The 23,890-nt window shown below is 51.4% G+C and carries 32 protein-coding genes and 1 tRNA gene; 3 read left to right on the top strand and 30 right to left on the bottom strand.

The window, feature by feature from the left end; all coding sequences use genetic code 11:
• Positions 1 to 4: 4 nt before the first annotated feature.
• The 25 genes from secY to FTO68_RS06855 form a co-directional block, all read right to left on the bottom strand.
• The gene (gene secY, locus FTO68_RS06735) at positions 5 to 1,438 is read right to left on the bottom strand and encodes a preprotein translocase subunit SecY (protein ID WP_255332618.1); all 1,434 of its coding nucleotides are present in this window, start codon (positions 1,436 to 1,438) and stop codon (positions 5 to 7) included.
• A gap of 18 nt (positions 1,439 to 1,456) precedes the next feature.
• Positions 1,457 to 1,879: an uL15m family ribosomal protein gene (locus tag FTO68_RS06740; RefSeq protein WP_255332619.1), complete on the bottom strand. Its 423-nt coding sequence runs from the start codon at positions 1,877 to 1,879 to the stop codon at positions 1,457 to 1,459.
• Between the two features lie 7 nt (positions 1,880 to 1,886).
• Complete coding sequence (locus FTO68_RS06745; protein WP_255332620.1) at positions 1,887 to 2,348, bottom strand: 50S ribosomal protein L30; 462 nt, start codon at positions 2,346 to 2,348, stop codon at positions 1,887 to 1,889.
• The gene (locus tag FTO68_RS06750; protein WP_255332621.1) at positions 2,348 to 2,968 is read right to left on the bottom strand and encodes a 30S ribosomal protein S5; all 621 of its coding nucleotides are present in this window, start codon (positions 2,966 to 2,968) and stop codon (positions 2,348 to 2,350) included. The genes FTO68_RS06745 and FTO68_RS06750 overlap by 1 nt, the downstream gene beginning before the upstream one ends.
• Position 2,969: 1 nt before the next feature.
• Positions 2,970 to 3,497, bottom strand: a complete 528-nt coding sequence (locus FTO68_RS06755) for a 50S ribosomal protein L18 (RefSeq protein WP_255332622.1) — start codon at positions 3,495 to 3,497, stop codon at positions 2,970 to 2,972.
• 1 nt (position 3,498) lies between these two features.
• Complete coding sequence (locus tag FTO68_RS06760) at positions 3,499 to 3,951, bottom strand: 50S ribosomal protein L19e (protein ID WP_255332623.1); 453 nt, start codon at positions 3,949 to 3,951, stop codon at positions 3,499 to 3,501.
• Entirely contained in the window at positions 3,944 to 4,366 is a 423-nt protein-coding gene (locus FTO68_RS06765; RefSeq protein ID WP_255332624.1) for a 50S ribosomal protein L32e, read from the bottom strand. The genes FTO68_RS06760 and FTO68_RS06765 overlap by 8 nt, the downstream gene beginning before the upstream one ends.
• 5 nt (positions 4,367 to 4,371) lie before the next feature.
• A complete protein-coding gene (locus tag FTO68_RS06770; protein ID WP_255332625.1) occupies positions 4,372 to 4,896 on the bottom strand; it encodes a 50S ribosomal protein L6 in 525 nt (174 codons plus the stop codon).
• Between the two features lie 11 nt (positions 4,897 to 4,907).
• Complete coding sequence (locus FTO68_RS06775) at positions 4,908 to 5,300, bottom strand: 30S ribosomal protein S8 (RefSeq protein ID WP_255332626.1); 393 nt, start codon at positions 5,298 to 5,300, stop codon at positions 4,908 to 4,910.
• 11 nt (positions 5,301 to 5,311) lie between these two features.
• Positions 5,312 to 5,476 carry a 30S ribosomal protein S14 gene (locus FTO68_RS06780; protein ID WP_255332627.1) on the bottom strand — a complete coding sequence of 55 codons (165 nt, stop codon included), beginning with the start codon at positions 5,474 to 5,476 and terminating at the stop codon, positions 5,312 to 5,314.
• Positions 5,476 to 5,988, bottom strand: coding sequence for a 50S ribosomal protein L5 (locus tag FTO68_RS06785; protein ID WP_255332628.1), 513 nt, complete (start codon positions 5,986 to 5,988; stop codon positions 5,476 to 5,478). The genes FTO68_RS06780 and FTO68_RS06785 overlap by 1 nt, the downstream gene beginning before the upstream one ends.
• Positions 5,985 to 6,713, bottom strand: coding sequence for a 30S ribosomal protein S4e (locus FTO68_RS06790; RefSeq protein WP_304364218.1), 729 nt, complete (start codon positions 6,711 to 6,713; stop codon positions 5,985 to 5,987). Before FTO68_RS06790 ends, FTO68_RS06785 begins: the two co-directional genes overlap by 4 nt.
• Positions 6,713 to 7,078: a 50S ribosomal protein L24 gene (gene rplX / locus FTO68_RS06795; protein ID WP_255332629.1), complete on the bottom strand. Its 366-nt coding sequence runs from the start codon at positions 7,076 to 7,078 to the stop codon at positions 6,713 to 6,715. Before rplX ends, FTO68_RS06790 begins: the two co-directional genes overlap by 1 nt.
• 8 nt (positions 7,079 to 7,086) lie before the next feature.
• Entirely contained in the window at positions 7,087 to 7,485 is a 399-nt protein-coding gene (locus tag FTO68_RS06800) for a 50S ribosomal protein L14 (RefSeq protein WP_255332630.1), read from the bottom strand.
• Complete coding sequence (locus FTO68_RS06805) at positions 7,482 to 7,808, bottom strand: 30S ribosomal protein S17 (protein WP_255332631.1); 327 nt, start codon at positions 7,806 to 7,808, stop codon at positions 7,482 to 7,484. The genes FTO68_RS06800 and FTO68_RS06805 overlap by 4 nt, the downstream gene beginning before the upstream one ends.
• A gap of 9 nt (positions 7,809 to 7,817) precedes the next feature.
• Positions 7,818 to 8,093, bottom strand: coding sequence for a ribonuclease P protein component 1 (locus FTO68_RS06810; protein WP_255332632.1), 276 nt, complete (start codon positions 8,091 to 8,093; stop codon positions 7,818 to 7,820).
• Complete coding sequence (rpmC, locus tag FTO68_RS06815) at positions 8,090 to 8,293, bottom strand: 50S ribosomal protein L29 (protein ID WP_255332633.1); 204 nt, start codon at positions 8,291 to 8,293, stop codon at positions 8,090 to 8,092. Before rpmC ends, FTO68_RS06810 begins: the two co-directional genes overlap by 4 nt.
• Entirely contained in the window at positions 8,293 to 9,009 is a 717-nt protein-coding gene (locus FTO68_RS06820; RefSeq protein WP_255332634.1) for a 30S ribosomal protein S3, read from the bottom strand. Before FTO68_RS06820 ends, rpmC begins: the two co-directional genes overlap by 1 nt.
• Positions 9,009 to 9,476: a 50S ribosomal protein L22 gene (locus FTO68_RS06825; RefSeq protein WP_255332635.1), complete on the bottom strand. Its 468-nt coding sequence runs from the start codon at positions 9,474 to 9,476 to the stop codon at positions 9,009 to 9,011. The genes FTO68_RS06820 and FTO68_RS06825 overlap by 1 nt, the downstream gene beginning before the upstream one ends.
• A 5-nt stretch (positions 9,477 to 9,481) precedes the next feature.
• Positions 9,482 to 9,895, bottom strand: a complete 414-nt coding sequence (locus FTO68_RS06830; protein ID WP_255332636.1) for a 30S ribosomal protein S19 — start codon at positions 9,893 to 9,895, stop codon at positions 9,482 to 9,484.
• Positions 9,896 to 9,902: 7 nt separating this feature from the next.
• Positions 9,903 to 10,616: a 50S ribosomal protein L2 gene (locus tag FTO68_RS06835; protein WP_255332637.1), complete on the bottom strand. Its 714-nt coding sequence runs from the start codon at positions 10,614 to 10,616 to the stop codon at positions 9,903 to 9,905.
• Positions 10,617 to 10,626: 10 nt separating this feature from the next.
• Positions 10,627 to 10,875, bottom strand: coding sequence for a 50S ribosomal protein L23 (locus tag FTO68_RS06840; RefSeq protein ID WP_255332638.1), 249 nt, complete (start codon positions 10,873 to 10,875; stop codon positions 10,627 to 10,629).
• A 1-nt stretch (position 10,876) separates the two neighbouring features.
• Positions 10,877 to 11,626 (bottom strand): 50S ribosomal protein L4, encoded by a 750-nt coding sequence (gene rpl4p, locus FTO68_RS06845; RefSeq protein WP_255332639.1) that lies wholly within the window; start codon positions 11,624 to 11,626, stop codon positions 10,877 to 10,879.
• A 7-nt stretch (positions 11,627 to 11,633) separates the two neighbouring features.
• Positions 11,634 to 12,647, bottom strand: coding sequence for a 50S ribosomal protein L3 (locus FTO68_RS06850; RefSeq protein WP_255332640.1), 1,014 nt, complete (start codon positions 12,645 to 12,647; stop codon positions 11,634 to 11,636).
• A 525-nt stretch (positions 12,648 to 13,172) separates the two neighbouring features.
• Positions 13,173 to 13,577 (bottom strand): Tfx family DNA-binding protein, encoded by a 405-nt coding sequence (locus FTO68_RS06855; RefSeq protein WP_255332641.1) that lies wholly within the window; start codon positions 13,575 to 13,577, stop codon positions 13,173 to 13,175.
• Between the two features lie 145 nt (positions 13,578 to 13,722).
• Here FTO68_RS06855 and FTO68_RS06860 point away from each other — a divergent pair, with 145 nt between their 5' ends.
• Complete coding sequence (locus tag FTO68_RS06860) at positions 13,723 to 14,565, top strand: F420-dependent methylenetetrahydromethanopterin dehydrogenase (protein ID WP_255332642.1); 843 nt, start codon at positions 13,723 to 13,725, stop codon at positions 14,563 to 14,565.
• 106 nt (positions 14,566 to 14,671) lie between these two features.
• Here the strand turns inward: FTO68_RS06860 and FTO68_RS06865 are convergent, their stop codons facing one another.
• Positions 14,672 to 15,604: a galactose-1-phosphate uridylyltransferase gene (locus FTO68_RS06865; RefSeq protein ID WP_255332643.1), complete on the bottom strand. Its 933-nt coding sequence runs from the start codon at positions 15,602 to 15,604 to the stop codon at positions 14,672 to 14,674.
• 80 nt (positions 15,605 to 15,684) lie between these two features.
• Entirely contained in the window at positions 15,685 to 16,671 is a 987-nt protein-coding gene (locus FTO68_RS06870; RefSeq protein ID WP_255332644.1) for a 5,10-methylenetetrahydromethanopterin reductase, read from the bottom strand.
• 189 nt (positions 16,672 to 16,860) lie between these two features.
• On the opposite strand from FTO68_RS06870, the gene FTO68_RS06875 reads away from it, so the two are divergent.
• Positions 16,861 to 18,984: a hypothetical protein gene (locus FTO68_RS06875; RefSeq protein ID WP_255332645.1), complete on the top strand. Its 2,124-nt coding sequence runs from the start codon at positions 16,861 to 16,863 to the stop codon at positions 18,982 to 18,984.
• Between the two features lie 43 nt (positions 18,985 to 19,027).
• Here FTO68_RS06875 and FTO68_RS06880 read toward each other — a convergent pair whose 3' ends face one another.
• Positions 19,028 to 19,987: a DUF128 domain-containing protein gene (locus tag FTO68_RS06880; protein ID WP_255332646.1), complete on the bottom strand. Its 960-nt coding sequence runs from the start codon at positions 19,985 to 19,987 to the stop codon at positions 19,028 to 19,030.
• Complete coding sequence (locus FTO68_RS06885) at positions 19,974 to 20,414, bottom strand: dCTP deaminase (protein ID WP_255332647.1); 441 nt, start codon at positions 20,412 to 20,414, stop codon at positions 19,974 to 19,976. Before FTO68_RS06885 ends, FTO68_RS06880 begins: the two co-directional genes overlap by 14 nt.
• 157 nt (positions 20,415 to 20,571) lie before the next feature.
• Between FTO68_RS06885 and FTO68_RS06890 the strand changes: the two genes are divergently transcribed.
• A tRNA-Arg gene (locus FTO68_RS06890) sits at positions 20,572 to 20,643 on the top strand.
• A gap of 28 nt (positions 20,644 to 20,671) precedes the next feature.
• On the opposite strand, the gene FTO68_RS06895 is transcribed toward FTO68_RS06890, so the two are convergent.
• A complete protein-coding gene (locus FTO68_RS06895; RefSeq protein WP_255332648.1) occupies positions 20,672 to 23,851 on the bottom strand; it encodes a VWA domain-containing protein in 3,180 nt (1,059 codons plus the stop codon).
• Positions 23,852 to 23,890: the final 39 nt, after the last annotated feature.

Here is a 23,890-nt window from a genome sequence, read left to right on the forward strand (position 1 = left end):
CATTTCACTCCTTTCCAAAGAACGGCCGCATGAACGGATACATCTCCATGATCTGCTCGCTTGCGATCTGCTCATACATACGGTAGACGATACTTACCGCAAGTAAGAGACCCGTTCCTCCAACGGCACCAACGACACCGAAGAGGTTTGCGGCGACTGAGAGAATACCCACAAATACACCGCCAATGACGGTGACACGAGGGATATACCGGTCAAGGTATCGCTCAAGCACCTGCGGGTTGCGGCGATACCCGGGGATATGCATGCCGCTGTTCTGAATCTGGCGTGCGACATGTTTTGAGTCAAGCCCTGCTGTCTTCACCCAGAAGAGGGCGAAGATTGCACCACCGACAACCATGATAGTCACATCGATCCCAAGACGCAATAGAACTTCCCATGGCGCATGGCCGACATCAGCCATCCACCACATCCAGTCCTGAGGACTATTGATCGGGGCAAGGAAATACATGATGCCATCAATCGGCTGTGTCCCGTCGAAACGGCCGAATACCGTAATCCCCATGCTTGAGAGGAACATCCCAAACATCTGGACATTTGCCTGCAGGACACGGACAAGGATCATCGGAAGCACACTTGCATAGATGAGCTTCACCGGAAACTTTGCTCGTGATCCCCTGACATTTGCATGCGCAAGAGGGATCTCAATCCGTGTCGACTCGACATATACAATTACCAGGAAGATGATCACGGTTGTAAGAAGCGCAATCACATCCGTTGTGAAGTACTGCAGGAAATTCCCGCCATCGAATACGATAGCAAAGAGGCGCGGGAAGAAACCAACAGGGTACTGATCGGTCACCGGCGTCCAGTTAAAGAATCCATTAATCAGACCCTGTGAAACGCTTGCCACGATGAAAAGCCCGACTCCGGATCCGATGCCCCACTTCGTCACCACCTCATCCATAAAGAAGATAAGAACGCCGCCAAGGCAGATTTGCAGGAATATCAGGAAGGAAACCATAGACAGGCTTCCCCCGAAGAAGGCTGCTGCAACTGCCGGATCGGGCTGGAGGAAACCACCCACAAGGTTTGGCGCTGCCTGAAGGACGATCATCACAAGGATAAGCATCTTCTGCAGACCCATGTACATCACCTGTCCACGGGCATCAGATGTATCAAGGGGGATAAGATCTGCACCTTTTAAGAGCTGAAGGACAATAGACGCCGTCACAATTGGACCGATACCGACATGGAGGATAGATCCGCTCTCACCTGCAAGAAGTGCACGATAGAACTGAAAAATATCCACTGAGTCGGGTGCCAGTCCAAAGACGGGAATGTTCGTCAGAACAAAATACAGAAGCAGAATAGCAAGGGTCCAGATTAACTTGTTCTTAAAATGGACATGCCCTTCAGGTGCCTTCACCGCAGGCATTCTTGCCAGCAGAGGCTCCATTCGATCCAGCAGTTCTCCCATAGGTCACCAAAAAAAAATTTACTGGGCCAATGCCTGGCCACCGAGCTCTTCGATCTTTGCTTTTGCACGTTCGGAGAAGTATTCTGCAGTAATGTTCATCTTATGATGAACACGGCCCCCTCCGAGTACCTTCTCGATACCGAGATTTGCTGCATCGAGGGTGATGCAACCATCTTCCTCACGTGCGATCCCCTGCACAACGAGCAGAGGGAGCATCTGATCGATCTCACCAATGTCAAGGACAGTCACCTCGACTGAGGTCGGGGAGACAAAGCCATGTTTTCCTTCACGTTTGCCAAGAAGATGGAACCTGGTAAAGTTATGGTCACGCCATCCGGCAGCGCCACGCCCACCCCTGTTTCCAGCCCCGCGGCGGTTCTTATGTGTTCCACCGCCACAGGTTCTTGATCCACGATATTTTGATCGCTTATTGACTGGCATCGCGAATTCACCTCATCTTATACAGGAGAGCGTTAATCTCCCTGCCATAATATCCAAGCGCTCCACCCTGGTTAAAGGTCCGCTTGATTGTCTTGTATCCTTTTCTTGGAGGATGCATTCTGAGCACCGGTTTGAGTTCGGGGATATCCTTCAGCTTCACCCTGCCTTCTGCGAGAGCCTCAGCAAGTTCGCTGACGCTTCCATACTCAGATGCGCTCTTCAGGTATTCGTCGGTGAGAGGTTTGTTACCAAGAAGGCGGCCGCGGGTCCTGAGAATTGTCTCAAGCGTATCAGCATCAACCTCGCCATAGGCGACAAAGTCCTTTACTTTCCGGATCATTCCAAGGTACTCGGGCGTCTCAGGGATGAGGACGCAATGGTTGATATGGTGGAGACGGAGCATCTTTAACGTCTCTTTGATCTCACGGCGGGTATTGACGACGCCGCGCACCTGCACGACTGCGTACATTAGTGCCGACCTCCCCCGATACGAACCATATTCGTCTCTTTCAATGCCTCAAAGGTTGCCTTTGCATAGTTGAGGGTCGTCCTGGTGTTGCCTTTTGTCATTACCCAGACATCCTTCATACCTGCAAGATCAAGCACCTTCTTTCCAATTTCACCGGTCACAAGGCCGATACCCTGGGGTGCGGGCTTCAGGGTGACACGGACACTCCCTGCCTTTCCTTCCACCTGCATGGGTATGGAGTGCAGATTGCTGCATCCACATTCCCAGCTGCCACAGCCACGCCGTACCTTGATAATGTTCAGTTTTGCCGAAACGATCGCCTTACGGATGGCGGTACCTACCTGGACATCCTTACCCTGGCCAAAACCAATGTAGCCATCACGGTTTCCAACAACAACAACCGCACGGAACTTTATACGCCTGCCGGAGTCGGTCATTCGCTGCATCATATCGATGGAAAGCACCTCATCACTGAGATCAGGGATGAATGCATCAACGATACCTGCCTCCTTGATCGGGCGGCCGCTGTTGAGGACCTCTTCGAGGCTTCCGTATTCACCTGCGGCTACTGCTTTACCAAGGCCGGTGACAGGGATCCATTCTTCATGTTCAAATGCCATGTCACTCAAGCTCCTTCATAATGGCATCCGCCACTTCTTCCACATTAGCAACAAGATTGCCTGCCCTTTCAGGGGCATATCCTGCAATTGTAACACCCTTTACACGGTCTTCGTCCGGGAGGATCTCCTCGCCGTGTGGTATGTCAAAGCCAGCCTCTACAGCTCCTTTCAGTGCTGCAAAGACCCTTGCTCCTTTTGTTGCTCGATTCAAACCGATATCGAGGATACCACCCTCATATCCTGCTTTCTGTGCACGGACTGCGCAGAGCATGCCTGTGAGGTATGCCGCGGGGGTGTTTCCGGTATATCCGGTGTATCCGAATTTTGACAGCTCGCCACTGGTTGCAGATACGAGTGTCCGGTCTCCGGTCATCTCTGCAACGATCAGCTGGACGATGATCTGCCGTGATGTCTTTCTGACAACAAACCGTGCCCTTCTTGAAATGATAAGGCGCATCCGCTGATAATAATCGGTTTTTCCTTCCTTCCGTCTCCTGAACGGGACGAAATATCGCGCACCTGTCGCCATATCAGTTCACCTTCTCGATGTGCAGTTCAATATTCTGTTTCAGATGCGAGACATTACGGAACTGACCACCTGCTGCACGCCTGTAGAATTTCCGGTATATCGAACGGTCGATTGTACCGTTATCGCGCATCTCACGGAGTGTTGTTCGCTGTGCACGGATCTTCTGGATCCATACTCTCTTTGAAGGAGTACGGGCGCCCTGTGCACCTCTTCTCCGGCCATGTCCTTTGCAGTGGCCATAGGCACGCTTTGCGATCCGGATTCGGGCACGTCCACGGCTGACTCCCTTCTTCTGGTGTGCCGTGATAACACCGTCACCGATGAGATTCCTGATATCCTCACGTGATACGGCATTTGCGATCTCAGTGATCTGCTCAGGATCAAACCATACGCGGTTCTCTCCACATTTGAGAATTGCTGCTGCAATTCGCCTCTGGGATGCGAGATCACTCATCGTCTTCAACCTCCTCTTCCTCGATATCGGGCTCTTCCACAGCCATGACCTTTGGGTTTAAGACTTTGAATCCGCCTGAGAGAGCCTTATCCTGGATCTCCATCCGCTTTTTCATCCCGACAGTTCCGCCAATACGGATCGCAGTGGTTTCAGGGTCAAGGGACGTAAGTGTCGCAGCCGTCATTACGAGTGCTTCCTTCATTCCACACGGATGGAAGCCACGGACAGCAGCCGGTCCGGCAAATCCCGGTGCGGGGATTTTGCCCTTTGCTTTCTTCTGTTTCCGCTGTTTGCTCTGACCGCCACGGGGCCTCCGCCAGACATCATCAAGCTTGGCTTTTGCATGTAAACACTGGCGTTTAAAGTCTCCCCGTTTTGCCCGGCGGTCTCGAATCAGCCTTCTAATAGCGACCATCTGGATCACGCCTTCTCCACTCTGTATATGCCATCCTGGAAGACACGTGGATCGCGTTTTCTGATCCGTGTTGCCTTCTCAATATTGGCGGCAGTATTACCCACCTTCTCTTTATCAATACCAGTCACGAAGACTTCGTCTGATCCGACCTTTACTGTTACATCGTTTAAGATCTTAGCATTCCGGACCATCTTCTCGCCGAGGAAGTTTCCGATCTCCAGGATTCCTGGATGAAGTTTAAGCTGGATTGGGAAGTGGCTGTAGACAACCTTCATCGAGATCTCAAATCCTTCTGTGACACCAATGCACATATTGCGGATGTGAGATGCAAATGTCCCTACCATTGCATAGACCGTCTTCCGGTTGGATTCAGTGCTGATCACGACAACTCCATCCTCGATTGAGACGGAGATGTTTGGATAGTACATCGATCGCTGAAGTTCGCCCTTTGGCCCTTTCACGACGATATTATCCCCATCCATTTGGATCTGGACGCCTGATGGGATATCAATACTTTCTCTGTGTACCATCTCAGTGCACCTCAGTAGACGTACCCAATCAGCTGCCCGCCGATTCCAGCCTTCCTGGCCTGTTCATGAGACATAACACCCTGGGATGTGGTCATCAGCAGAAGCCCAAACCCTTTGGCGGGCAGGTACCGCGTCTCCCAGGACTCCATGTCTTCCATCTTTACGGCAAAGCGGGGTGATATTGCACCACACTTATTGATCCGGCCTGTTAATTGGATCGAGAAACGGCCTCCCCGGCCATCATCTATATATTCGAAGCCGGCGATGTAGCCATTCTCCTGCATGATGCCGAGCATCGCACCAAAGAGCCTGGAGGCAGGTTCTACCGTCACCTCAAGCCTGCCTGCATCGCCTGCATTCTTGATGGCGCTCATTGCATCGGCAATAATATTCTGTTGTGTCATTCTCCGGCCACCTAGTTCATCTTCTTAAAGCCCATCGTCGGAGCCCACTCACGGAAGCACTGGCGGCAGAACATGATATTATATCTCCGCACAAGACCCTGCTTACGACCGCACATCTGGCAGACGTTGCTCCCGTAGCTGACCTTCTTCTGAGGAGTTTTTGTCTTCTCCGCCATTACTCAACCACCTCGACATTGAAATGCTCCTTCATAAACGATATTGCTTCATTTTTCCTGACATGCTGTTTTGAAGGAAGCTTCTTCTTCTGTGCAGACCGACGCGCAATCCGTACACCCTTCTTCTCGATGACAACGTTAATGTCCATGCCATAGATACCGATCTGCGGATCATAGGACTGGCCGGGGAAATCCGTATGTTCTTCAATCCCAAAGCCAAAGTTCCCATTTGTATCGAACCGGCTCGCATCAATCTTCTTCTCAATGATGTTTAAAGATGTCCGGAGGAACTCTTCGGCTTTATCTCCTCTCAGGGTAAGCTTACAGCCCATTGACTGGCCTTTCCGAAGGCCAAAGGCAGGAACCGTCCTTCTGGCGATTGTTCTGACAGATGTTGCTCCGCCACAGATCTCTTTCATCAGGGCCTCTGCTTTCATCAGTTTGTCTCCGCCTTCGCCAACACTCATATGGACAACGATCTTATCGACATAGAGCTCCTGCATCCCGGTCATACAGTGATCCCCCATATACCAAGTGCAGGCTCTTCCCGCCCTACCATAAAGATGTACGGCTCGATAGTCTCGAATACCTCGCCTGTCGAGATCTCTTCAAGGCTGACACGGTTTGGTACACTCCCCTGAACCGGGATCACTTCACGGATCCGGGCTACCCTTCCGGAGTGCTGTCCACCGACAACCATCGCAACATTGCCGACTGCATAGGGGAAGTGCTCGGTTATCTCAAAGCGTGAATCTCCATCGACGCCCAGTTTCAGGATAATCGAATCTTTCGGTCGGTATGAATCATCAGCATTGACATTAGCCCCGAAGAGAAGGTTCAACTGGACTTTTCCTCCGGGAAGCGTCGTCTTGTTCCTGATCTTTGAGAGACGGATCTTCGCTGCATCAGCTCCAATCTCGGATGATGCAAACCGTCCGCGCTTGTCAAGGAGCATGATGTAATGCTTCCCAAGTCTTGGGAACGAGATGATGTCAAAGACACCGATACCGATATGTGGATCAGTACAGATTTTGCCGTTCACAATAACCTGACGATCATGAAGAATCTGTTTAATCTCCTTCATGTTTCTGGCAATACCCATGTGATCCCGTATCCAGATTGCAATCGGGAGTGCACCTGCATTATGTGGGCCGGGGGCTGTGGCCGGAGCATATGTGCTGACTTTTCTTTCGACACCCCATGATCCTGGGGCAACCATTCGCTTCATATGTGCCATTATTCCTTCACCCCGATACGTTCCTCACGCTTTGGATCTTTAAGATTTAGTTTGGTGATCATCACCTTGGAGGGATCGAGTGGTCGTGCAACCTCGGTTCCATCCGCCTTCTTAACGGTGACGCCATGAACCTGTATCGCAAAGCGCTTTGCATCGATTCCTTCGACAACACCTGTTGTTCCGGCGTGCTCACCCCGAAGCACTTTTACGGTATCTCCGGTCACTAACCGGATATTTCGGCGGCCGTGCTTTTCACGAAGCTCAGGTGAGAGCATCGCATGGAGCAGCGTTCCACGGAGGTGAATCGGCGCATTGTACCGAACCTTCCGCTGTTTCCTCGGCTGACTGCTTGCTATTCGCACCATAAAGCACCTCAGATGATGATCGTCGCCATAGACGCGATCTTTGGATACCGTGTGGCAACTTCACGTGCAACCGGGCCTTTTATCTCGGTCCCACGGGGATCGCCATTTTCATTAATAAGAACCATTGCGTTCTCTTCAAATGATACACGGAGGCCGCTTGGCCTTCTAAATTCTTTCTTCTGCCGTACTACGACTGCTTTGACGAGTTTTTTACGCATGTCCGGGGTTCCCTTCTTGACAGAGACGGTGGCAACGTCGCCAATCCCAAGTTTGGGCTGACGCCTTCGCACACCATGATACTTGTCAACCGAGACGACCTCGACAACACGTGCACCGGTGTTATCCGCACAGACCATTCGCGATCCGGTCTGGAGTGCGCGCGGAATCTTTGATCCCAGTGCTTTCATGCGGTTTTCACCTCAACAACGACGAAATGCGTCGTTTTGTTCAGGGGCCTGCACTCCGCTACCTTGACATCGTCGCCAACCTTCACGTGGAGGCATGGGGCGACATGGGCATGGAGTTTGGAGGAGCGCTTTTCGTACCGGTCATACTTCTTAACGAAGTGCAGGTACTCGCGTTCTACCACAACAGTTCCTTTCATCTTCTCGCTCACGACTTTGCCGGTAATCACCTGGCCGCGCACCGGCAAAGTGCCATGAAACGGGCAATCATCTTCGTTGCATTCCTGTGTAGGAGGTGCAACATTCAACCCAATGTTTCGTGCCATTAACAACCCTCATTTTCTGATGCGCATGGTGATCCGTTTCTCAGGCCGGCCGATAATCGTCGACCCGAGGAGTTCCACCTGCACCCTGTCCGGGAGGGTAACCCGGAATATAGTATGTTTCTTCGGAACATGCTTTAATCCGACGGATGTCAGGATTGAGATCATGCTCTTCGTCTCATCGACGATCATACCCGAAATTCCCTCCTGGGCAGGGTTTGTCGCATGCACAACCAGAACGTTCCGTCCGATTAACTCATGACGAAGAACGTTCTCTGGCGTGATCATGCACTTCTTCTCTTATTCTGCTCGGTTTTTATCCGGGCAATGGTTCTTCGGAGTTCGCGGATCTGGCCCGGGTTGTCCGGGGCACCACCTGCACTCACCTTGCCATACTGCTGGATGAGTTCGGTCCTGAGCTTGCTCTCCTGTTCGATCAGTTCGACATCGGAGAACTGGGCAACCTCACGTGCGCGGAATATTGCCATCAGAGATCCTCCCTCTCATACTCATCTTCCGGTGAGATGACTGCCTCAAGTTCGCGATCGATATCTTCTCCGATATCGCTGACATCCAGGACATTGATCTCCTTTGGCTCTGATGGAGCGGCAGGTGGAACAATTTCGAAGTGATCAGGGATACGTGCGCCGGGAGGGATGATCTTGACCTGAACACCGATGGTGCCAAGTTTTTTGATCGCAACCGCATACCCGGTCTCGACAATGCTGATTGCAGGCTCACCTGAGTGTTTGATATAACCCTCAACGAACTTCTGGACACGGGACCTCGATCCCGTCAGTTTTCCTGCAATGATCACTTCGCAACCAAGGGCGCCGGATTCCATCACGCGGCGGATGACGCTTGTTCCCGCCTTTCTGAAGTACCAGCCACGTTCAAGGGCGTTTGCAAGCCTTTCTGCAAGGATCTGTGCATTCAGGTTTGGATTTTCAACCTGCTGCACCTCAACCTGCGGAGATTCAATACCATACTCATTTGCGAGATCGGCGGTGATCTGGCGGACGAGCTTGCCGCCCTTTCCGATAACAATACCGGGCTTCTCTGCAAAGATAGCAACCTGGGTTCCGATTGGAGTCCGGAAGATATCCATTCCTCCATATCCGGCCCTCTTCAGCTCCTTCCGTAAAAATGCCTCGACCCGGACCTTTCGGACTCCTTCAGAGACAAATTTCTTCTCTCCTGACATTATTCCTCAACCTCCCTCACGATCACTTCAATGGTGACGGTTTCACGGACCTTGGGAGTTGCACGCCCCATTGCACGGGGGAAGATAGCCTTCATGCTTCGGCCCCTGTTTGCGGCAGCATGGACAATTTCAAGGTTATCTGTTGAAAGCCCGGCATATTCTGCGTTCTTCTTCACCGAGTCAAGGAGACGGATGTACTCTTTTGATGCCTTTACGGGGAAACGTCCCTGGCAGACAACTCCTGACAGGCTCTTCTGGTGAGCGACATTGCACTTAAACCGCCTGAAAGGTATGGCTTTCTTCTTTTCGACTACCTCATGCAGGTAGTCAAGCGCCGAGTTGACATCCTTGTGCCTGATGAAGTTCGCGATCTCGATGGCATGTTTTGGCGAGCAGTTCAGCTCGTTTGCTTTGGCTCGCGCGATGTTCTCGCCTTCGAGTTTCATGATATAATCTGTTCGTGCCATAGAGATCACTTCAGGGGAACGTACTTACTCGACCGGGTTGCACCGATACCGGCACTACCATGTGAGATCTTCCGCCGGGTAAGGGCGAACTCTCCAAGATAATGGAAGACACCTTCAACCGGGATCTCAACCCGCTGAAACTCTTTTCCATTATAAATCTCGATAGTCTTTCCAACCATTTCAGGGAGAATGACCATTGCACGGCTGTGCGTTCTGATCTTCTCATCGCCGGAGCGGATCTTTTCGAGGAGATTCTCTTCATCACGGGTCATTCCACGCTGCATCTTCCTTCGGGCGCGGCATGGCATGATCGGAATGAGATCATTGATCGACATCTCCTGAAGGGCAGGTATTGTATACCCGTGGTAGGTAAACTCCTCACGCCGCCTCGGCATTCGCTTAACTTGTTTCTTTGCCATTATCCGATCACCTCTTGTATCCGGTTCTCCGTGCAGCAACATGCCCGACCTTCCGCCCTGGCGACGTGCCACGCGATACAGTCTTTGGCCTTCCGGGGTGCTGGTGCCCACCGCCACCGAATGGGTGGTCGATGACGTTCATTGCTACACCACGGACACGCGGCCAACGGGTTGCCTGCGATTTTACCTTATGGAAGACTTTGCCAGCTTTCACATAGGGCTTCTCACTGCGTCCGCCACCTGCTACAATACCGATGGTGGCACGGCAGTGGCTGTTGAACCATTTGATTGCCCCGCTCGGCATCCGGATACCTACCCTGTCCTCGGACTTTCCAATGACAAGGGCCTGCACTCCGCTCGATCTGACAAACTTCCCACCATCATTGGGACGTGCCTCGATATTGCAGACCGCTGCTCCTGTCGGGATATCCTGGAGAAGGAGGGTGTTTCCGTTCCTGACTGCTGCATCGGATCCGCACTCGATAACATCGTCAACGCCCATTCCTTCAGTGACGAGAAGATAGATCTTCTCACCGTCTTCAAGAGCAACACGGGCAATCGGGGCATGGCGTGCCGGGTCATGCTCGATATCGATGATCGTTCCACGAACCGTTTTGTCGCCGGTGCCGGGATGTTTGAGATCTGATTTGTACTTGTGTGATGGGGCGCGGTATGTAGGGCCTCCCTTACCTCGCGCCTGACTGCTAATTCGATGTCCCATCTCAACTCACCTACACGATTCCAAGTCGGCTTAGGATTTCTTCTGCGGCTTTGTCATCTTCAAAGCTCACAATAGCCTTCTTGGTGCCTTTATTTGTCATCAGGGTTTTAACTCCGGTGACAGTCTTTCCAAATGTCTTCTCGATATCGCGGGAGATCATATCCTTATCGGCTTCTTTTCGGACAATAAAGACGAGCTTGTTCTCTCTCTCCAGGATCGCCATGGCCTTTTCCGTAACTGACGGATGATCAAGAACCATTTCAGTTCACCTCCGATAACTGCTTCAATGCTGATTCAGTCCAGACCGTGAGGCGGCCTGCATGAGTGCCTGGCGCAAGAAGTTCGGCATTGAGTTCATGAACGGTCACTGAGTCGACACCGGGCAGGTTGGCTGCTGCACGGAGCGGAATCTCTGAGGTTACAATTAAGAGGCTCTTCCTCTGCTTCATTCCCCTGCCACGGAGGTTACCACGCCCAGGCTTTCTGTTCCGGCTGAGCTTCGACCTGATGACATCTTTCATCAGTCCGAGGGACTCAAGGACAGCTATGACCTCTGATGTGCGTTCGAGATTCTCAAATGAATCATCAACAACTGAGATGAGATCCTGTTCAAACAGGTGTCCGCGTGCCCTGACAAGCTCCGGGTTTGCCGTTGCTGCAATTGCTGAGCGGATAGCGAGTACCTTCTCTTTCTTATTGATCTTCTCAACAAGGTTTTTCATTGTAACCGGGGGGTGGCATGCCCGGCCGCCACGTGCGTTTGGAACTCTTGCTGCACGTGAGCCGTTTTTGATACGCGGGATCTGGGCTGCACCCCTGCCTGAGCCCCAGCTTGCTGCTGACGTCCGCATTCCTGCGTACGGGTCACTGCCATGGGGCTGGTAGCGGGTGCTCTGGAGTGCCAGAACCGCTCGTTTAATGATATCTGGACGGTATGGCGTGTTAAAAGCGTCCGGAAGGTCAATCTCCTTCAGGGGCGAACCGTCAAGTGTTTTTACTGCTGCTTTCATCTCTCATTCACCCCTGTTTGCTCTTCTGGCTGACATATTCGACAACCGGAACCCGCACCTGGTGTTCACCCTGGCGGATTGCGGGGCGGAACCTGATGATCCTTTTCACCGGACCCGGGATGGAGCCCTTGACAAGGACATAGTTGTTGCGGACAAGCCCGTAGTGAAGGAATCCGCCTTCAGGGTTGACTGCTTCGATATCCTCGCCGATTTTGATGATGCGCTTGTTATATTCGGTTCTCTGCTGGTATCCCATCTGGCCGACGTTAGGCACCTGCCAGCGGACATGATGGGGCGTCCATGGACCCAGAGTTCCGATATGGCGCTCCTTCTTGCCACGGGAGTGTTTCCGCTTCCTGAGGCTGATGCCCCAGCGCTTCACGGCTCCCTGTGTACCCTTGCCTGTTGTGATGGCGGTAATATCGGCATATGCCCCTTCCTTCATGACTGAAGCAAAGTCCACCTCGGTTCCAAGGAGGGATTCTGCATATGCAAGACGCTCTCCCATCGAACCTCCTGCAACACGGATCTCCATGAGATCCGGCACTTTCTTCGGGATGCCGGATATGATCTCGGGGGTGGTGTGCATCAGAAGCATGATCTCAGTGACGCTGTCGGCTGCAACTGCATCATTAATCGCTTTGATCGTTCCTTCGCGATCGTGGTTCTTCGGCATTGTAATTCTGCCAGCGAGGGTTTCGCTCAGCGAGTCTGCCCAGACCTCGGTCATCGGGTGTTTACCATAGGTATCTTTCCGGTACGCGCGGATGGCAGCAACCTTCATGGACGGAACCTCAACAACCGTCACGGGGATCATGATATCCTTCCCCTCATTTGGGCTGCTCTTGTGGTCGTCGACCATGATGACATGAGTCATGCCAACCTTATACCCTGCAAATCCCTGCAAAACCGGTTTACCGGCATATTTTGGCCAGGACTTGTACTTTGGAACTTCACTCTTTGCTCGTTTCCTTGGGCTGAATGCAAGTGAACCTGAGCGTGGCCTGTGAGTTTTCGGCATGTATTCTTCAATCCTTCGAGTCTATCTATCTGGGCCGTTCAACTGAAAGCCCATTCTACACCGCTCAGTTCAGCCATTTTCAGGCTTATCAGCGGGATACGTTGGTAGGAACAGTATTGGAAGAGATCGTCACCTGATTCCTGAGCATAGAAGAGATACTATCAGCGGAAATGTTTTTCCCGGAGATATTCACCCGTCGAGAACTATTGAGTTCTGCTCGTCAATCAGCTTTCTTGGTCTCTCTAAAGAGTTCCTGACCCTAACCGCGCTTCCGGATGGCCGGAAATGGGCTCGGCAATGCGTTGGCCCGGCGCGTTTAATCAGACCTGCTTATGGTCGTCTCGTTGCAATCCATTGCAACATCCACCAGTATTCCATTGAAATTACTGGCTGAAATGATCTCTTCGCACAGAGGGAAGCGGCGATAGTACCGGTTCGATCTGAGACAGCCTGATCCGGCTTCCTATACTATTGACAGGAAGAGATTATAAAAGTGATGAAAAGCGGCGAGTGAACCAGGCAGGATCATTCAAAAAAGAGGTCGCCCTTATCATTGATATACACCTGGATGGTATCCTGGATATACCGGGCATGTATCTTATTCGGGTTTGCATCTTTTACACGGTTAATGAGTGTGACTGTATCGTAGCGGACCTTGATACCACATCTCTCAGCCTCTTCATAGATAGTATTGATTGCTTCAAGGAGATCTTCTTCGGCTGTAATGGTGCAGAGCTCCTTGGCATCCAGTGTATTCACAAAATCAAGTGTTTCCCGTGCACGCCTTATATTCTCTGTTGCCGACTTTTCGATTGTGCAGACATTTGCTTTTGAAGTATTGATCAGATCTGCGATCTGCTGCTGGGTCATCCCCTGTTTTCTGTATCTGAGCACCTCTTTCTGCCGCTCGGTGAGAAGGCCGTCTTTCATTAATGTACTATATTGCGCCACAAGTTTAAACATTTTACCTTAACTGAGCGATATCAACACAGACGTGAAAAGCAGTTTCAAAATGTTTATATGCCCTTTTATCAAAAAAGGAAGTGTTCTCAAATTTTTTGAGAGGTGTAATTCTATGGTAGTAAAAGTAGGCATAGCAAAACTTGGCAATATCGCCTCCGGTGTCATGGCCGAGCTGCTCCTTGACGAGCGTGCAGACCGTGAAGACATGCAGACCTTCATGGCAACCTCCGGTACCAAACTTCAGCCCGAAGATATCGACCGCGTCGTCACCAACATGAAGGCATGGGGACCAGACTTCTGTGTCGTCGTCTCACCAAATGGTGTGCTCCCAGGACCAACCGGTGCACGTGAGGAGCTTGCAAAGGCAGGTATCCCTGTTGTCGTCATCACCGACGACATCACGACCAAGAAAGAACAGTTTGATGCACTGAAGGCAAGCAGCTTCGGCTACATCATCATGAAAGCCGATGCAATGATCGGTGCCCGCCGTGAATTCCTCGACCCCGTAGAGATGGCCGACTACAACGGCAACCTCGTAAAAGTTCTTGCTCTCACCGGCGCATTCACCAAACTCCAGGTGGAGCTTGACAAGGTGATTGACCAGGTGAAGGCAGGCAAGAAGGGTGCAGACCTCGTCCTCCCGAAGGTTGTTATGACCTCCGACAAGGCAGTTGATGGTGCATTCAACAACCCCTACGCAATGGCAAAGGCACGTGCAGCATATGAGATTGCACAGTCTGTTGCAGGCGTCAATGTAAAGGGCTGTTTCATGACAAAGGAATGGGAGAAGTACATTCCTATCGTCTGTTCAGCACACGAAATGATGCGCCAGGCAGCTGTTCTCTGTGACGAGGCACGCGAGCTTGAGAAGGGAGCAGACTGCATAATCAGAAGCCCCCACAAGAAAGACGGCGTCATCGTCACCAAGACAAAGCTGATCAGCAAGCCAGAATAAACCCATACTCTTCTTTTTTCCAATCATCTTCAGAATAGCCGTCCCGCAAGCTATAGTGAAGAATAACCCTCGCAGGACTGGCTGCCCTGAATCTGACAGGGATCAGTTATAATCCGGCTTTTATACGGATATCCTCAGGCAGGGTCATAACAACCGGTTCCCTGCATATCCGCTCCATAAATGCAGAATCGCTGATAGATTCAGGATTTGGGTTGATTCGTGCGATCAGAGTACAGAACGCGCACATTCCATCCAGGCCGGATGATCCGGTTTTCTGGAAGAAGACTCCCATATTAAATGCATATGAGCCAAAAGAGCGAAACAGATCGGTAATCCGAACAATGTCACGGCCCAGAGTTTCTGTCAGAGAGAAGAGTTCATTGATTGTTCTGATCGGCAGGACACCCCGGATCTCACATTCACCAATCGGAACCGGGTTTGCATACCAGAAGATCTCTTCCCCAAAGAGGTGCCGGGGGCCGCCAGCCTCCTCATCAACAACAACTTCCCAGTAATCACCCGATGCAGTCTTTGCAGATGCCTCAAGATAGAGTCTGCAGAGTGAAGCCGGTTTTTTGTCAGCCATCCCCTGAAGATGGGGATGCAGGAGGCTTGCACCAGCTGACGGAAGGAAGTTCCAGTGTATCGAGGGGTAGCCGGGGTAATCCTGCAAAGATTGTGCAGCTCCAAAGAGGGCATCGGAGAGTTGCCTGGAGGTGAAAGATTCGACCATATGTGCCTCTGTTATAACGGTCACTGTATGCCGGTCTGCGAAAGGATAGAGATTTGGAAATGTGACACTTTCACCTTTTGTTATCCAGCCTCCATTGGAAAAACCACATGTTGATGAAAAGATACGTGATCTGCAGAAAGGGCAATCCTTCACCTCATATTCGAAAACCGGAGGGAAAGACCCGGTATTAATTCCCCGCGTTCCCCGGAGCGGGCTGATCCGGCAGGAAAGACCTGTTGCAAATTCGGTCCTGTAGCTTATACGTGAACGGGGCGATTGGATCTCCGTTGTTGAGAAGAGAGACACGATTAAAGGATAATCAAAAGAAGCTAAAAAGGTTTGGAAAAAATTGTGAGAGAGGTATAAATATTCCTGTATCAGGAAGATTATACGACGTACTTGCCGAGGAGCCGGATCGAGTTGACCATGTCGGGTCCCAGCGGGGATCCAAAGATGATCTGCGTGACACCGGATTTCGTTAAGTCCTCACACTTCTGTTTGACAACGTCCGGAGTACCTGCAATGGTGAATGCATCGATCTCGGCATCGCCAACAAGCCCGCCAACAGTCTTGAAGTCGAATTTTGCAAGGGCGTCTTTGATCTTTGCAACATTGCCAAGGTCAAGTCCATGGCGCTGAAGCAGTGCAGGTGGAGAACCTGCTGCGATGAATGCGGCAACAATCTTTGCTGCATTGCGCGCCTTCTTCTCGCTCATGTCAATGGACATTGCGGTGTATGCACCGATGTCGAATCCCTTCTTGTCGACCTTTTCACAGGCAGCTTTGATGATTGGGATTGCAGCTTCGAAGTCTTTTGGATTTGATGCGTTGATGAGTGCACCGTCACCGATTGTGCCCGCAAGTTCAAGAACCTTTGGACCCTGTGCACCGATGTAAATCGGGATGCCCTTCTTGCCGGGGAGCTGGACACCGGTGAGCTTTGCACCATCATAGTCAAAGAACTCAAGACCGGTCTTTTTCACTTCAGCTCCCGAACAGAGTGCACGGATCTGGGTGACAGCCTCGCTCAGCCGGGAGACCGGCTTGGCGGGGTCGATTGCAAGCTTCGGAAGGGTGGACAGATCACCTGGACCAATACCAAGGACTGCGCGTCCATCCGAGATTTCATTTAATGTGCATGCAAAAGATGCCATCGCCGCTGGTGTGTCGGTGAAGGCGTTCATGATACCCGGACCCATCTTCAGTTCACTTGTTGCTGCCGCAATCTGCGCAAGAATTGGGTAGCAGTGTCTGTTGTTGTAGTGGTTGGTAATCCAGGCAAAGTCAATATCTTTCGTCTCTGCAAGTTTGCAGTAGTTTACTACCTGCTTTACAGAGAGGTTTCCAGGGACGAATTCAATTCCATAGCTCAAGGTAAATTCACCTCAGTGAGTTGTTTCACACACATACTTATAATCATTATCATTTTGCCCTGATACTGCTTCCACAGCCGGAAAAACCGGTTGCAGAATGGTCAGATATGAGGTTTTGCAAGCCAATGATCTGGTTTAGTGTGAACTGAAAGGCTTTATGCCTTCGGGATAATATCAAATACCAATAGTATGGGCAGCTGCACCCGGCTGCGCCATCTGAATGGACTCTCTGCTATGAAGGCACTTATCATCGGACTGGGAGGAGCTGGATCACGCATCGCCGATATTCTCCACGATCATGACAGGAGAAGCGGTACAAATAGTGTTCTGGCGGTAGCCATAGACACAGATCTCTTTAGCATCAAAGAGCTGAAGCATATACCAAATACCCAGCGGATTGTTCTTCCTACTTTCGAGAATACTGATGAAGAGATAGACGGAGATGTTTTAGATGTTGCTGAGATGATCCAGCATATCCAGCAATGCAATACCGTCGAGATTGATGCAGTGATCATCTGTTCCGGGCTTGGAGGAAGACATGCTGATGCCATCCCCCTGCTCGTTGAGAGGATCAGGGACTCTTTTTACGAGCCGGTTATCTGTGTCCTGACGCTCCCCCTACGGGATGAAGGGAAACGGATCTCCGCACGGGCCGCCAACCAGATCGATGCTATTGAGCCTGTTGTTGACGGCTGCATCATCTTTGATAACGAAACGTGGTACAGAAAGATTGCAACTGAACTACTCAGGCTTGAGCGGACCAAAGAGACCGGAAATGCCGACGAGATGGATAATCTGCCAGATGATGGCGCTGACATTGATGACGAACGCCTCACCAGAGCCCCATTGAATCCCCGCGAACGAAATAACCTCCTGAATGAGCGGATTGCCCGAAGATTCGGGCTTCTGCTCCGTGCCGGGGAATTTGTTGATGGAGGACGGCCGATAGCCGAGGTTGTGCTTGATGCAGGCGAGGTGATCAACACCATCTCCGGAATGGGCATGGTTGCTATCGGATACTCTACCGAGATGATCCCACGCCAGAAGTTCTCTATTTTTAACAGGCTTAAGAAAGATTATTCTGATTTTGAAGAGGGGCATCTGCGTGCTTCCCGTGTCGTGGAACTCGCAAAACGGGCAATCTACCAGGAGATATCAGTTCCATGCGACCTGACAAGTGCAGGTAAGGCACTCGTTCTGATCGCAGGCCCAAGCGAGGAGCTCTCGATGAAAGGGTTCCAGAATGTCAGGAAATGGATTGATAGAAGCATATCTGGCCTTGAAATGCGTGCCGGCGATTATCCGGTCCTGAGTACAAAATACGTCGGCGTGATCATCGTGCTCGCCGGTATCAGAAACATTCCCCGGATCAATGAACTCAAAGAGATACGGGATATGTACCTTGAAGAGGAGAGGAAGGAGAGGAAGCAGCAAGAGATCCTCATGATAGAACAGGAGGAGTTAATGCGGGAGAAGGAAGAGATGGAGAGGATCGCCAGAGAGAGAGCTGAACGGGCTGCACTTCTCCAGCAGGATGAGATCTGGGCTGATGATGATGTTCGGTTTATTGAAGATGATCTCGCCACAATACCAGCTTCCGCTGAGGCTCACGTTTGGGAAGAGCAGCAATGGCAGGAGAAGAGTGAGAGGCAGGAGAGAGAGACGCCGGATACAATGATCCCTGAGGGAGTGATCCTGCCACAGCGGGGGGAGATGAAAGAGGAGAAGAGAATCAACCTCCCGGGAAGGCAGGCAATTGAAGTTGCAGATATATCACGGCAGACTACAATCGGTGGACCGGTAAAACCAAGTGATCGGTCGATGGATGCAGGTGCTCTCAGGATGAAGGAGACACCAACTGAACGTGGGCGTTTTGTGGTTGATCCTTCACAGGAAGCCTTCTCACTCCCATCAATGGTCAGGGCACGTGATGATTCGTTTGAGGCAAAGGCAATCGCCCTGAAGTCCCATTTCTCACGGCCAAGCGACAGTGCCATTGAAGGCGGGGGCATAACCATCAGAAGATCCAAAGTGAAGCCGAAGGATGATCTCTTAACGGGCGGGAGCACGATTGGCATCCAGGGTAAAGGCAGACCGGATGATTCGGCATATATGGGCAGATCCGGATCTATTCATCTCGATAAACAGCCCGCTCCAAATGACGACATTATCTCCAGCCAAAGAAGACAGGGCGGCCAGCCTCGCCCAAGAGATGAGGTGGGTAGGAGATCCAGGTTTGTTGTTATCGGCGATACCCCCTCCTCTTCACGGGAGGAACCCGAAGAGGATGAGACGGGGATCACCTGGATCTGAATAAGAGAGGGATTCCGATTGGAAATTGATATGGGTATTCGGTCTAGCCGGAGATGATACGCGATATCGGGATTGTTCCGGCGCCGATCTCCGTCTTCATTCTGATACCGCACTCATATGCCCTGCCGATCAGGTTCATTCCGCTATAGATGACAATCGAGGACTGATATGGATCTATCGGGACATTCAGGATGCCTGATCCCACCGCAACAGGCAGATGAAAATCATTTTTCCTGAGCTCGCACATGATTTCTTCTGCTTTTATTACGGCGGTAGAGGGGATATTCCGTATATTTGCAAGGGCAACACCATCTCCGGATTGGATCAGCCTGCCTATTGAAGCCATCTCCGCAGAGAGGAAGAGCTGGAGCGGGTCAAGTGTCGTGCCTTTATACCCTATCAGCTGATGGAAGCCCTCGGGCTTATGGTGAATATGGTTGAGACAACCACCATATGCCATCCGGACGGGTATGCCGTTATGCTGAAAGATCCCGTCCATAGTGATGCTACAGACAGTTATAAAGCCGGTATGCCCTTTTGGAATCCTCGGATCATTCTCGGTCTCTGCATAGGTTCCAAAGAAGCCGATATCGGCAGATACAACCTCATCAAAGGCCGACCGTACGGCATCAAGCTCCTCGTTTTTCACAAACGAGAGGTTATAGGCGACATCGCCTGTGCATGTCACCGGATTTAGTGTGCTCCGGAACGCAAGCCGCTCCAGTTTGGATATGACAAAACCAATCCGATCGCCAACAAGTGCGCTTTCGCTCTCTGAAATACCGAGATTGGTCAGTACACGTCCACGGTTTCCGATCTTCCTGGTGAAACCGAGTTCATCGAGATGGTGGAGATAATATTGTACCGCACGATCGGAGAGGACAAAACCCTGTTCCGCCATCCGTTCTGAGAGGTGTTTTGCACCCATAGGATCACGTGAGTCACGGAGAATTCTCAGAATCTCAAGGCATTTGCGTTCGGTTCCAGGATCAGTCTCTCGCATGAACAATACCTCTGCTATCCTGGTAGCGCCCTGAATAGATCTCGCTGCCCCCAATCACTTCATGGAAGATCATCTGTACAAACCGCGTATTTCCGGGCACAAGTATATCCTCACTTCCCATATTTGTACAACAGATGGTGAGCTGCCCACGGAAGCCGGGATCCACATAGCCTGCGCCGAGGAGGAGGCCTTTTCTGCCATATGAGGATCGACCCCTGAGAGTGGCAGCAATATCTGAGGGAAGCTCCACCCACTCAAGAGTGGGTACGAGCGTGCACTGGCCGCGTATGAGCTGCACCTCCTCTGCCACCCTGAGATCATAGGAGGCGGGCTGGAGGCAGGCATCCTCAAATGGACGGATAACGAGGTCTCCCTCCCTGCTATCATCGCCAAGCCTCTTTCGGATCACTCCCGCTGATAACACCATGAGTGATCATATCGTCAGAAGAGATGAAAAAGAGTGCCAATGTGTTCGGGCTGAATGGCAGTGTTCACATGCTATTGGGAGAGGTTTGGGTGCAACAGGTATTCCATCCTTCCTCATCATCTAAATAGTATTTATGCACATGATTATACTACATTCTGGATCTATGGGGTAGAGGATATCCTCTTGGGCTTCGAACCCAAGGACCCGGGTTCGATTCCCGGTGGATCCGTGCATCACTTCATTCTCATCTGTTTTTCTCACTCAATCAGGATATATGCCTGATCTGATTGCATGCCTATTGGGACTGCGATCTCATCGCGGCTCTCGGGAGAACCGGGCGCTGATGCCTCCACTTTCACCAGGCAGATACCAGAGAGACCAAAGAGATCTATCAGATAATCCATTGTCTGTGATTCATGTGGACCGGGGGTGGAATAGACCGCCCCTGCCATCTTCCACTCATAGGGGCCGTTTATTCCGAAACGGTCATAGATCATGGGATCGACGACTGTATACCTGACCTGTTGCGTTGCGATCCCACTGCCCCCATAAGTTAGTTCCCAGGAGATAGGCAGGATATCGGTCACCGGAGACGGAGCGGTGGACCTGAGATTATTAACCTCAAGGAGATACCGATCCAGCCCTATCACTTCAATAGGGGGTATCACACTGATAAGTGTGGTTGGAAGGGTGAGTGTATCTCCTTCGAAGGTAACTGATGCCAGAGGACCGAAGAGTTCGAATGTCCCATCCTTGATGAGCCGGAGCTGGTACTCTGCTTTCCAGACATCATGAAGGTGAATGGTGCCGATATCAAAGGTGAGGGTATAGGGGGGCGGATTGATCCCGATCCAGTCATCTGTCTGATCGATACTCTTTGGGTATCCTTCAATCCATACGATATCATCTCCTCCCTGATTATAGTGTGATAGCCGGGTCATTGGCACGTAATCAAAGAGCTCACCCCCACCCCAGACAGTCATGTTTATCAGGATATTGTCATGCGAGAGCTGGAGGGTGGTATTCACCCCCGCCTCGGTGATCAGTTCACCTGCAATCTGCGTGTACACTGCTGTTAGTTCCTCTTCATCTCCTGCCCATACATAACTCCCTCCGGTTGCTTCAGAGAGAAGGGTAATATCCCGAACAACATTTGAGTTCAGGATTTGAGCAAACCCGATGGTGTATACCCTTACCTGTTCCTCAGGGGAACCGCTCATTGCATACACAGACATGTTCTGGTTTGTATCCTGGCTGTCAAGGGAGACTGAGCCGAACCTCCAGTCATTTATAGGATACCGGCGGTACCACCAGCGCTCTGCATCCAATGTACCTTTCGAATCAGGGAGAGCGCTATACCACTCATAACCTTCAGAATAGAGAGTTGTGCTATAGCGGGTTGAACGCACCTGGCATTCGCCAGGGCTGAATGAATATGACGAGCCGCTCCATGGATATGCCGAGCGCGCTATTCCGTATGTGGTTTCATAACTTCGATCATAGACAGTTTTTTCCGGATCGGTATCAGGAAATCCGACACCAGTTGCCAGTGGAGATCCATGGAGGTTCCAGTCCCCATCCCCCATCAGGATCACCGCTTTCACGGCACCGGGTCTGCCTTCTTCTTTCAGGTGCCGTATTCCTTCATAATAGCCCCTGCGCATGATCGTCGCACCGTTCGCCGTCAGGCCATCGATTGCAGCGTTGACGGTAGCTGGATCATCTGTGAGTGGCTGATGGATGGTAACAGCAGATGAAAAGGATGCCACAGCCACCCGATCCCGGCCGGATTCGAGATCCATCTGAGAGACGAAATCCTTTGCTGCATTTCTGGCAGCTGCCATCCGGTTTGGCGATACATCCGTTCCCGTCATGCTGCCCGAGGTGTCGATAACAAGTACCACATCAACAGGATCCGGCTGTAGCGCCCAACCGTCGCCAACAATCGTTACAGTCACATTGATCGTTTCATTCACGGCTACCGTTTCCGGCTCGACCATCGTGCTGATACTGAGGAACGGATAGTTCTTCCAGGTTACGAGAACTGTCTTCTCCTGTCCGGCCCATTCAGCCCCGATGATCGCCGTTCCGGTCGCATTCTGGCTGTATCCGGGATCGTCACGATCCGTTGTGAACGCGCAGGGTGAAAATCGTACGATAGCAAATCCATTCTCGTTTGTAACCGCTTCTGTTGCATCCAGTGTTGCATTGCTGGTGATGATGTAGTCACCAGTATCAATTACCCTGATTGAGAAGCTGACATCTTCGCCGGGGACGGGGTTCCCCCTTGCATCAATTACTTTTGCCCTGATATCCGCGGTTATATCGGGATCGACATCTGCGCTTGGAATCATCTGGGGATTTGCGGTGAGGAGCATCGCCACCGGATCCGTATGGTAGAACTCCAACGTGACCGAATCACTCACCGCTTCGTTATCAACAGCTGTGCAGGAGATTATCACCTCGCCAACAGTGATGACCGGGCCGTAGCTGATCTGGATCTCACCAAGGGCACTTGTCGAATATTGCTGCGTACTTGTGCCCGATGGTGATGTTACTGAAAAGAGAATCTGCCTGTTACCAGCGCGGTTCCCATATTCATCATAAAACGTATAGAAGAGGTTTATTCTGGATGCGCCATCTGCCGGAGCATACAGGCGCAGATCTGAGGGGTCACGCATGACAGAGTGCGGGATAGCATCTGCGATTGCATTGATTGTAATCCATCGGGACGGGATGGCAGAGGGGGAAGGATCGATCAGGATGACATGTTCGGCCGGGAGGGTATCAAGATGGAGGCTTGCATTGACAAAGCCGTCATCACCAACCGGTATAGAGAGCGTGGTGCCGGATCCACCATCCAGGTTAAAAAAAGCGCCACCCCCGGCCGATGTGACCGTTAGTGTAATGTATTCCGGAGAAAGTGATAGTGACACCTCCTTTTGATCATCAACAATGTTGCCATAGGCATCCCTGAGTGAGAGAGAGATTGGCACAATTGACCCGACAGTTGCTTCTCCGGGATATGCGATATGATCGATAGCAGCCGGCTCCCCATGATCTATCCGCTGAATGAAGAGTGCTTCGATAGACTGCATCCCCTCCTCTGCCGTGTACCAGGCCTGGACACGGATGGTCGCGTCACCGCTCACGGTGTTTGGGAGGAATCGGACGCTGCCACTACCTTCACCATCAGTTTCAGAAGAGGGGTTTGAGAGTGAGCCGGTTTCGGGATTCTGAAGTGTGAAAGTGAGCAAAACACCCGGAAGCGGCGTACTCTGGTTATAAACCGCAGCTGTTATTATTGCTGGATCCCCCGATCCCGCAGCCACCCATTCCCTGTCAGTTGTGAGTACTATTTCATCAGGAATCAAGGCTGCTGCCGGGGTGGTTATGAGCACCAGAAGAAGAATCAGATGCAGGAGCGAGCGGCGCATACCATAGAATCATTCATTCTCTTATTTAATTGCTCGTGT

This window comes from Methanocalculus taiwanensis, from assembly GCF_024372745.1.
Taxonomy (GTDB): domain Archaea; phylum Halobacteriota; class Methanomicrobia; order Methanomicrobiales; family Methanocorpusculaceae; genus Methanocalculus; species Methanocalculus taiwanensis.